Source organism: Streptomyces misionensis (genome assembly GCF_007896895.1).
Taxonomy (GTDB): Bacteria; Actinomycetota; Actinomycetes; order Streptomycetales; family Streptomycetaceae; genus Streptomyces; species Streptomyces misionensis_A.
Genome location: NZ_VOGW01000137.1, coordinates 9,515 through 16,826, shown reverse-complemented (window position 1 = coordinate 16,826; position 7,312 = coordinate 9,515). Strand labels below are relative to the sequence as shown.

Sequence of the window (7,312 nt, the reverse complement as noted above, 5' to 3'; positions counted from 1 at the left end):
GGCCCACCGGGAAGGACTCCCACATGACCTGGACCGATGCCTCCATGGACGCCCTGCGCCAGTCGGGGGACGCACTCGCCGACGAGGTGGTGGCCACCTTGTTCGCACGGGACGAGGTGGGCACGTTCAACAGCCTGATGCGCTATGCCTCCACGGCCGGCGCCCCGCTCCCCGACGGGCTGCCCGACGTCGCCCGCGAGTACCTGCGGGCCACCGCCGTACCACCGGCCTGGGTGGACTGGGGGGAGATGGAGAAGGCCCGGCTGTTCTTCATCGACAACAACGTGCACATCTCCACCGCGCTGTCGTTCGCCTCCATGCCCGCCTGCTACGTCGTCCCGCATGTCGCCCGACTGCTGTCGGCCACCCACGGGCTCGACTATCCGTCCAGGAGGATGGCGGAGACCGGCCAGTTCACCGTCTACCTCATGCAGCCCGACGCCTTCGAGGCGGGCGGCAAGTTCGTCCCGGCAGCGCAGAAGGTACGCCTGCTGCACGCCGCCATCCGCCATCACCTCACGCGGGAGGGCCGCTGGGACGCCGGGGCGCTGGGCACGCCGATCTGCCAGGAGGACATGATCGGCGGGCAGATGTTCTTCTCCCTGCTCGTCCTGGACAGTCTGCACCGCCTCGGCATCCACATGAGCGTCGAGGGGGCGGAGGCCTACTTCTACGCCTGGCGCGTGGTCGGCGCGATGCTCGGCGTCGACCAGGACGCCGTCCCCAAGTCCGTGGAAGAGGCCCGGCAGTTCCTCGACCTCTACATGATCCGCCACATGGGCCCCTCGCCCGAAGGCGCCCACCTGACCCGACAGCTGATCGACCTCTACGAGGAGGTCGTCCCCGGCACCTTCTTCGACCCGATCGTCTCCGCCCTGATCCGCTACCTGATCGGCGACACCTGCGCCGACTGGCTCCAGGTCCCGCGCACCGCCTGGGACAGCGTGGTCAAGGCCGTCCCCGCCCTGCTCGGAGTGCTGGAGACCATCGAGGACCGGTCCCCGCTGGGAGCCTGGGCCCTCGACCGCCTCGGCCACCTCACCACCGTCTTCGAACTGTCCTCCCTCACCCGCGGCCGCGTCATGCACTACGCCATCCCCGAACAGCTGAAGAAGGACTTCGGCGTCACCGGCACGGTGCCGCGCACCCACCGCTGGACACCGCCCGCGCCGACGGTCGCGCCCTGACGGCCCGTGCACCACGCCCGCCCCGCCCCCCGGGAACGCGCGAGGCCCCGGTCAGCGAGTGGGCCGGTCAGCGAGTGGGCCGGTCAACGAGAGGGGCCGCCCAGGGAGAACACCCGGTGTCCGGGCGTCCCCCCGTGGGAGTGAACAGGCCGCCGTCGGCGGGCCTGGCCGCGCGTTCCGACCGGGCCGGCCGTAGCCTGCCGCCATGACCGATGCACTGACGCCGAGCCCCGATGACGCCTTCGAGCTGCTGCTCTCCGGTAACCAGCGGTTCGTCACCGGCTCGCCCGAGCACCCCAACCAGGACGCCGCGCGCCGCGCCGAGACCGCGCCGGCGCAGCGCCCCTTCGCGGTGCTGTTCGGGTGCTCGGACTCCCGGCTGGCCGCCGAGATCATCTTCGACCAGGGCCTGGGCGACCTGTTCGTGGTACGCACCGCCGGGCACGTGGTCGGCGCGGAGGTGCTGGGCAGCATCGAGTACGGGGTGAGTGTGCTGGACTGCCCGCTGGTCGTGGTCCTGGGCCACGACTCGTGCGGGGCCGTCGCGGCCGCCCGCGCCGCGGCCGACGGCGGCCGGGCACCCGCCGGATTCGTCCGTGACGTCGTGGAGCGGGTGACGCCGAGCGTGCTGGCGGCCCGCGCCGCCGGACACGACCGGGAGGAGGACATCCTCCACGAGCACATCCGGCACAGCGTCGGCCTGCTGCTGGACCGCTCCCGTGTGCTCGCCGAGCGGGTGGCCGCCGGCCGCCTCGGCGTGGCCGGACTGTCCTACCGGCTGGCCGACGGCAGCGCCCGGCTGGTCTCCTCCCACGGTCTGAGCAGGACCCTCGCCCCCGCACGGTGAGACCCGCCATCGGCCGTGTCCAGGACCCTCGCCCCCGCACGGTGAGAACCGTCATCGGCCGTGTCCCGCGGACGGTGGAGGCGCCGCGCCGCTCCCGCACGGGGCCGCGGTGCCACGGCGGCCCGCCTCACCGGCATGGCCGACCGAGTGGCGACGCCCCGCGGTGGCGTGCACGATCAGCACCGCGAGGCCTTGTCGCAGGCACCGCGGACCGTGACGTGAAGCCCGCCCACGGGCGCCCGGCCCGCCCCGGTGACGCGCCCGCCGCCCGGATGCTGCTCCATGACCTCGGCGTCGACCCCACCGCACTGGACCGCGACCACCGGGTGTGCCACGGCACCGTCTCCGCCTGGGGTTCACCCGACCCGCGGCACGTCCACTTCATCAACGACCCGCACGGGCACGGCTGGCACCTCCACCGGCCGGCCTTCGACCACCTGTTGCGTTCCCGGGCGCGGGCCTGCGACGTGCGGGTCGCCGAGCACACCACCGTGGGACACCCGGTACGCGATCCCGGCGGGGGACGGCGGGTGACGGTGACGGCCCGCGGCGTACACCGGCCCCTGCGCTGCCGGTGGCTGGTCGACGCCACCGGCCGACGCGCCCGCGTCGCCACCCGCTGTGGAGCCTCGCGCCACCGCCACGACCGGCTCATCGCCGTCCACCTGCGGCTCGCCGACGACCCGCACGACAGGGAGCACCTCTCTCTGGTCGAATCCGCCCCCGACGGCTGGTGGTACACCGCCCCCTGCCACCCCACCGGCCGTCTCGCCGCCTACTTCACCCACAGCGATCTCGCCCCGCCCCGCCTCAACACCCTCGACGTCTTCCTCGACCGGCTGGCCACCACCACTCACACCGCCGCCCGCGCCGTCGGCCGCACGCCCTGGCCCGGAGCCGTACCGCGGCGCTGCGCCGCCCACACCGCCCGTCTGCGACCGGCGGCCGGCGACGGATGGATCGCCGTCGGCGACGCCGCGACCGCGTACGACCCGATCTCCTCCCAGGGCATCCTGACCGCCTTGTACACCGGCGTGTGCGGCGCCGAGGCCGTGCACGCCCGTCTCGACGGCGACCCCGACGCACTCGCCCGCTACGCCGCACGGCTGCACGAGACCTTCGAGCACTATCTGCTCGGCCACCGGGCCGTGCACTCCTGGGAACGGCGCCGGCCCGCAGGCCCCTTCTGGCGCCGCCGGCAAGCACCGACCGCCACCAGGGAACCGCTCGGTCGCAACGGCCTTCCCGGCAGCATCCTTTAGGGCGGACGCACGGACGACACCACCTGTCAGCAGCTCGCCATCCACCCTGCCGGACCGGGCAGCCCCGGCGCCCGGCCCCGCGATCCGCTCGGTTTCCTCCACACCACCCGGCGCCGCCCCGGCCCCCGTCCCCGGCAGGTCACCGGGGTCGGCCCTCGTGGTCGACGGCCCTGCCGAGGAGCACCGTGAGGATCGACTCGGCATGAGTCCACAGCAGCGCGCCGCCGATCTCCGGCACGACATGGCGTCGCGCACCGGGCACCCGAGCGGCCAGCAGCGCTCCGTTGTCGGGCGAGTGGCCGGTGTCCTGCGCGCCGTACCAGATGTCCACCGGGACCGTGATCGCGTCGAGCGCGAACGGCCACCGTCCCATCGCCAGGACGGTGTCACGGGCATAACCGGCGGCACCTTGGCCGAACGCCTCGTTCAAGGCCCTGCGGTAGCCGGCCGCGAAGGCGGGCTCCTGGTACACGGCGAGGTCGCACTCCGGACTCCCGGCCATGACCATGTCCCACATGGCGTCCGCGGTGAAGCCCGCGAAGAACTCCTCGGCGCCGGCCGGGTCGCGCGCGGTGCGCTCGACGAGACCACGCAGGCCCGCGTCCAGCACAGGAGCGAACCGCGGCGCGGCGACCTCGTCCGCACCGGAGACGACGGCCAGCGCCGAGGCGACCTTCTCCGCGGCGCAGGCGAGCGCGAAGGGCGCGCCCTGCGAGTTCCCGACCACGGCCGGGCGCCCGAGCCCGCGCAGCGCACAGAGCTGCCGCACATCCGCGGCGAAGTCGCGGAAGGTCCGCCCGGGTGCGGGCGTCGAGACCCCGAGCCCCGGCCGGTCCACGGAGACAAGACGCACTCCGAGCGCTTCGACGACACCCGCGCCGAACCCGAGCCACCGGCTCGTGGCCGCACCCGGACACAACAGGACGGGCACTCCGTCCGGCGGCCCCCACTCGGCCCAGCCGAGCAACCGCCCATCGGACAGCGCGCTCTCGCCCAGCCGATCGGGTACGCCGATGTATCCAGTCATGATCGGCATCATGGCCGCCGATCGCTCGTCCCGCACCCGACTTCCCGGCCTGAGCCGGACGAAAGACCCTGGGGACGCCATTCCTGGCGGTAGCCGGGGTGTTCGGCGTACGACTGGGCGAGGACGCGAATCGCGTACGCGAGGCCGGCTGAGCGGGGGTCCTCGGGGTCCATCGCGCGGTGGTCGTGTGCCAGCCGCTAGGTCAGATCGAGCATGGGCAGATGGCTGTCGAGGAGGGCCTTGGCGCCCATGGTGTCGGCCACGTACGCATAAGCGTGGTTGTCGTCCATGATGCGCGCGACGAGGAACTCCAGAAGATCATCGATGTCCTCACGGCCGCCCGCCGGGTCCGCGTGCGCGAGTCCCAGGGGAGCCCGGCGCGGTGACACCTTGCGATGGCTGATCCGCCAGCCGTCGCCGGTGCGGACGAGGGTGTCGTCGTAGGAGACGGAACCGCAGGAGCCGTCGGCCTTGATGCCCAGCCCCTTGGACCGGACCCGTACCCGGCCGTCCGGCGAGTGCGAGACGACGACGTTGGTGACGTGATGCGCGACCGGGTTCGCGGCCCCCAGCGCCCGGGCCGCTTCTCGGACGGCCGCCACCCCGTGCAACGGCTCTTGGCCGAACTCGGTTAGGTCGTAGACCACATCGACGGTGAACAGCTCCGCCAACCGGTCGAGGCAGCCGTCGTCGACGAGGTGGCCGTGCGACGAGACCAGCTCGGCGATGGCCAGGCGATCTTCAAGAGCGAGTGACACGCGCGTCCTCTCCGGCCCACCGCGGGGAGGGCGGGCCGAGCGCCGATCCTTCCCCACCGGATCGCCGAGGTGGCCGACGCCCGGATTCGAACCGGGGTTTCCGCATCGGGGCGAACCCGAGTGCGGTGTCCTGGGCCGCTGGACGACGTATGGCCGAAGGCAAGGTATCCACTCGCGCGATGTGCGTCGATCCGTTTTCCCCGGCCGCGCCCACCGCGGGGCCTCGCCGGGACCTGTCCGTCCTGGCCGGGTGACGGATGCGAGGGGTTTCCGGCTCGGCGACGTGCTGTCGGTCGTCTGCCCGTTCACGCCGACGCGGGCCGGACGGGGTGTGCGAGGGGACTGCGTGTCGGCGCGGCGGCCGTGGGCCGGCTGCCCCGGCCCCGGTCGACCATGACCGTGCCGCGCCGTGGCCCGTCCTGTCGCGAGTTTCCGGACGGCAGCCGTCTCGACGGCTCGGGGTACACGATCCACCCCGGTGAAGGGATCGATCCCCTTCACCTTCGGCCTGCGGGCGCGAACGGACGTACGGACCGCGCTGGGGAGCCGCGGTCCGTACGCGTGTGGTGGGGGCACGGCCGGGAGGCCGGGCCGTCGGCGCGCGGTCGGTCAGTGCCGCGCGCCGACCGCGGCGAGGGCCTTGGCCAGGCCGTATGCCCAGAGCTGGTTGACCCGCGAGCGCTCGGTCGTGTTCGGGTAGCGGTTGGTGCAGGACGGGCCGGGGCCGCCGCCCGACATGAGTTCGCTGCACGGGCCGCTGTAGTGGTCGGGCAGGCCCAGCACATGGCCCGTCTCGTGGGCGGCGACCCGGATCGAGTCGTACTGCTGGTTCTGCGTGTAGTCGAGGAAGATGTACCCGCTGCCGTGCCCGTCGGTGGACGCGTACGAGCCGCGCGAGTCGTTGCCCTCGTAGTAGGAGAAGTCGGCGCTGCCCGTCGTCGACTGGAGTTTCACGTTGGACACGGAGCTGTTCCAGATCGAGGCGGCGCTCGATATCTGCGAACGGAAGCTGGGTGCCTGGGAGGCGTTGTAGTAGACGGTCACCGACTTGAGGGAGGGGTGCTCGGCCTGCCGCTGGGCGACGGACCTCAGCACCGCGTCGAAGAAGGCCTTGTTGCCGGAGTTCTCGGCGGAGCCGACGTAGCCGGCGGAGCTCCGGGCCGGGGCCCGGTCGGCACCCTGGGTCTGGGCGCCCGCCGGGGCCGCGGTGCCCAGGGCCGCCGCGGCCAGTCCGAGTCCGAGCGCGAGGGCCGCCAGTCTCCTGGAGTTCTTCTGCCCGGTGCTGTGACGGAACGACGTCATGTGGGGGGCTCCTACTCGTTCTGTGGGGTGGAACGATCGGTTGCCAGGAAGTCTCGGACAGGTGAACGGGTCCAGGGATGATGGCAATCGGGGATAGCACTGGGCTATCAGGTGCCAACTCGTCTTGATTCGCAGGAACTTGGACACCTGGTGTCACACGGTGCCCCGCTCTACGCTCACCCCCATGGAGCTGGAGGTCAGGCATCTGCGCGTGCTCTGCGTCATCGCCGACGCCGGCAGTCTGCACAAGGCGGCCCGGGAACTCGGCATGGCACAGCCCTCGTTGAGCACGCAGCTGCGGCGCATCGAGAACGCCCTCGGCGCCCAGCTGTTCCTACGCACCCGCACCGGCTGCCGTCCCACGCCGCTGGGCCTGGCGGTGCTCAGCCGGGCCCGGCCGCTGGTGACCGAGTTCGCGGCGATCGTGACGGAGACCCGGGCCGCGGCCGCCCGCGCCGCGTGCGGCTTCCGGCTGCGCATCGGTGCCACGGCGAGCCGCGCCATCCCGGGCTGGCTGCACCGGCTGCGGACCGGGGAGCCGCGGGTCGAGCCGACGCTCCAGATGAACGTCTCCGCCAACACCCTGCTCGCCATGGTCGCCGCGGGCCGGCTCGACATGGCGTTCGTGCACGAGGTCGAGGGCAGCCCGCTGCGGATGCCGCCGGGGCTCTGCGTCCGCGTCCTGGTCGAACGCGAGCCGCAGTTCGTCACCCTCGCCGCCGACCACCCGGCGGCCTCCCGAAGACGGGTGCGGATGGCCGACCTGGCCGGTGACCGCTGGATGATCGACGCCACCGTGGACGGCGAGTGGGATGCGCTGTGCCGGGCCCTGCGGTCGGCGGGGGCCCGGGGCCGGGGGCGCGGGCGGGGGCGGCGGCGGGGGGAGCGGGCGGTGCGGGGGGGGCCCGGACGAGCCCGCGTCCATCGTC

Annotated in this window: 8 protein-coding genes and 1 tRNA gene; 4 read left to right on the top strand and 5 right to left on the bottom strand. The window is 73.1% G+C overall.

Annotation, left to right across the window (positions count from 1 at the left end):
- Positions 1-23: 23 nt before the first annotated feature.
- The 3 genes from FRZ03_RS24275 to FRZ03_RS24265 all read left to right on the top strand — a co-directional run bounded on the left by FRZ03_RS24275 (position 24) and on the right by FRZ03_RS24265 (position 3,296).
- Positions 24-1,187 (top strand): oxygenase MpaB family protein, encoded by a 1,164-nt coding sequence (locus FRZ03_RS24275; RefSeq protein WP_146467269.1) that lies wholly within the window; start codon positions 24-26, stop codon positions 1,185-1,187.
- 205 nt (positions 1,188-1,392) lie between these two features.
- A complete protein-coding gene (locus FRZ03_RS24270) occupies positions 1,393-2,034 on the top strand; it encodes a carbonic anhydrase (protein WP_146467268.1) in 642 nt (213 codons plus the stop codon).
- A gap of 218 nt (positions 2,035-2,252) precedes the next feature.
- Entirely contained in the window at positions 2,253-3,296 is a 1,044-nt protein-coding gene (locus FRZ03_RS24265) for an NAD(P)/FAD-dependent oxidoreductase (protein ID WP_146467267.1), read from the top strand.
- Positions 3,297-3,435: 139 nt separating this feature from the next.
- On the opposite strand, the gene FRZ03_RS24260 is transcribed toward FRZ03_RS24265, so the two are convergent.
- The 5 genes from FRZ03_RS24260 to snpA form a co-directional block, all read right to left on the bottom strand.
- Positions 3,436-4,323: an alpha/beta fold hydrolase gene (locus FRZ03_RS24260; RefSeq protein ID WP_146467266.1), complete on the bottom strand. Its 888-nt coding sequence runs from the start codon at positions 4,321-4,323 to the stop codon at positions 3,436-3,438.
- An 8-nt stretch (positions 4,324-4,331) separates the two neighbouring features.
- Positions 4,332-4,496 (bottom strand): DUF6221 family protein, encoded by a 165-nt coding sequence (locus FRZ03_RS39815; protein WP_222443405.1) that lies wholly within the window; start codon positions 4,494-4,496, stop codon positions 4,332-4,334.
- Between the two features lie 24 nt (positions 4,497-4,520).
- Positions 4,521-5,081 (bottom strand): nuclear transport factor 2 family protein, encoded by a 561-nt coding sequence (locus tag FRZ03_RS24255; protein ID WP_146467265.1) that lies wholly within the window; start codon positions 5,079-5,081, stop codon positions 4,521-4,523.
- 70 nt (positions 5,082-5,151) lie between these two features.
- Positions 5,152-5,236, bottom strand: a tRNA-OTHER gene (locus tag FRZ03_RS39295).
- Between the two features lie 454 nt (positions 5,237-5,690).
- Positions 5,691-6,383, bottom strand: a complete 693-nt coding sequence (gene snpA, locus FRZ03_RS24245; RefSeq protein ID WP_146467264.1) for a snapalysin — start codon at positions 6,381-6,383, stop codon at positions 5,691-5,693.
- A 184-nt stretch (positions 6,384-6,567) separates the two neighbouring features.
- On the opposite strand from snpA, the gene FRZ03_RS24240 reads away from it, so the two are divergent.
- Positions 6,568-7,312 (top strand): LysR family transcriptional regulator (locus FRZ03_RS24240; protein WP_146467304.1); only part of this gene is annotated, 745 nt, incomplete at its 3' end.

What these genes read in the sequence shown, in the direction of transcription:
- FRZ03_RS24275 (WP_146467269.1), top strand. Translation starts at nt 24, where the DNA reads ATGACCTGGACCGATGCCTCCATGGACGCCCTGCGCCAGTCGGGGGAC.
- FRZ03_RS24270 (WP_146467268.1), top strand. Translation starts at nt 1,393, where the DNA reads ATGACCGATGCACTGACGCCGAGCCCCGATGACGCCTTCGAGCTGCTG.
- FRZ03_RS24260 (WP_146467266.1), bottom strand. Translation starts at nt 4,323, where the DNA reads ATGACTGGATACATCGGCGTACCCGATCGGCTGGGCGAGAGCGCGCTG.
- FRZ03_RS39815 (WP_222443405.1), bottom strand. Translation starts at nt 4,496, where the DNA reads ATGGACCCCGAGGACCCCCGCTCAGCCGGCCTCGCGTACGCGATTCGC.
- snpA (WP_146467264.1), bottom strand. Translation starts at nt 6,383, where the DNA reads ATGACGTCGTTCCGTCACAGCACCGGGCAGAAGAACTCCAGGAGACTG.